Consider the following 1357-nt stretch of genomic DNA (forward strand, 5'->3'; position numbering starts at 1 on the left):
TATTAAAATATTCAGCGGCTTCGGCAATATGTTGGTTGGCAATATTAAGCTTTTCCAAGTCAAATGAAGGTTTCTCAGAATATATAAGTTCATCAGGTGAAATAAAAACTTTTAGTTTTTTCAAGTAAGGCATAATACATTTATGATGAACAGGATCTGCAATAACAGGTAAGCCTGCTTCAAGAGAATCAAATATTTTATTGGGAATAACATAATTAGCTGATTTTTGGCTCCTTTCACAATAAATTACTTCATCTATATTTTCAGTTTTCTCTGGAAAAGATACGTATATACCTGCATCATATTGTGAAAGTTCACTTATTAAATTTTCATATGGTATAGGTCTATGAAAATGAAATTTACCATTAGAATTTTTTTCTAATTCATAATATTCTGAATAATCATCTGCAAAGTTTGTAACATTAAAATTCCTTGAACTGGGATATAAATGAAAATGCATGTTAGCTTCTATTATTTTCTTTGCTACCCATAAGAAACCACCAAACCCTTTGAATTCGGGAAATAATTTTTCAGCACAAAAAGCACCAGCATAAACAAGATGTACATCGTTATTATTTGTTACTATAACTTTATTTTTCTTTATGCCAGGCAAACATCCGTCGAAAAATAGTATTCTTTTATTTTTATTAAATCCAATTTCTCTTCTATATACCTGTGTCTGTAAACATCTACAGCATATACCATCTGCATTGGAAAAACAATATTTTTCCAATTCACTGTTTGCAGTGAGCAGCGGGTTTTTTATAAAAAATTCATGTTTAAACATTCCATATATAACATCAAAAGGATCTATAATAACAGGTATAGTTTTAAATGTATTTATAAGGTGATAAGCAAATGAATAATCGTAATAAATAAAAACATGCAATATTTCTGGTGATATTTCCAAAATTTTCGGTATAAGATCATTGATCGATGTAAAAGGTAATACTTTCGAAAAAGGTTGAAAATTTGAAAATATAGCCGGGCTACGATGCATTAAAATAACATTCCACCCTATTTCTTTTAATCCACTTGCAAATTTGAATTCACGTGGATTTGGTATATCAGAAATAAAAACTACTGTATTGGTAGTCAAAATTTTACACTCTCCTCAAATTTAAAGTTTACTAAGACCAATTTTACAAGACACATCTGAGCCTTTAAGGTGTAGTATTTATGTATCTATATTCAATTCTGATTGAAAATATCTCTTTGCAAATCCCTCAGGACTTCTATATAACAGAGCACTGTGATGATAAAGTTTGTTGTAATTTGTCTGAATCCATTTTTCTATAGTAATTTTTGCTTCTTCAAAACTTTCAAATTTGTTTAGCTAGATTAGCTCTTCTTTGTC

At 29.0% G+C, this 1357-nt stretch carries 1 protein-coding gene; it reads right to left on the minus strand.

Annotated features, from left to right (window positions below):
- On the minus strand, positions 1-1099 hold a 1099-nt coding region (locus tag AB1349_14390), incomplete at its 3' end, for a hypothetical protein (GenBank protein MEW6558514.1).
- Positions 1100-1357: the final 258 nt, after the last annotated feature.

This window comes from Elusimicrobiota bacterium (assembly GCA_040757695.1).
GTDB lineage: Bacteria > Elusimicrobiota > UBA8919 > UBA8919 > UBA8919 > JBFLWK01.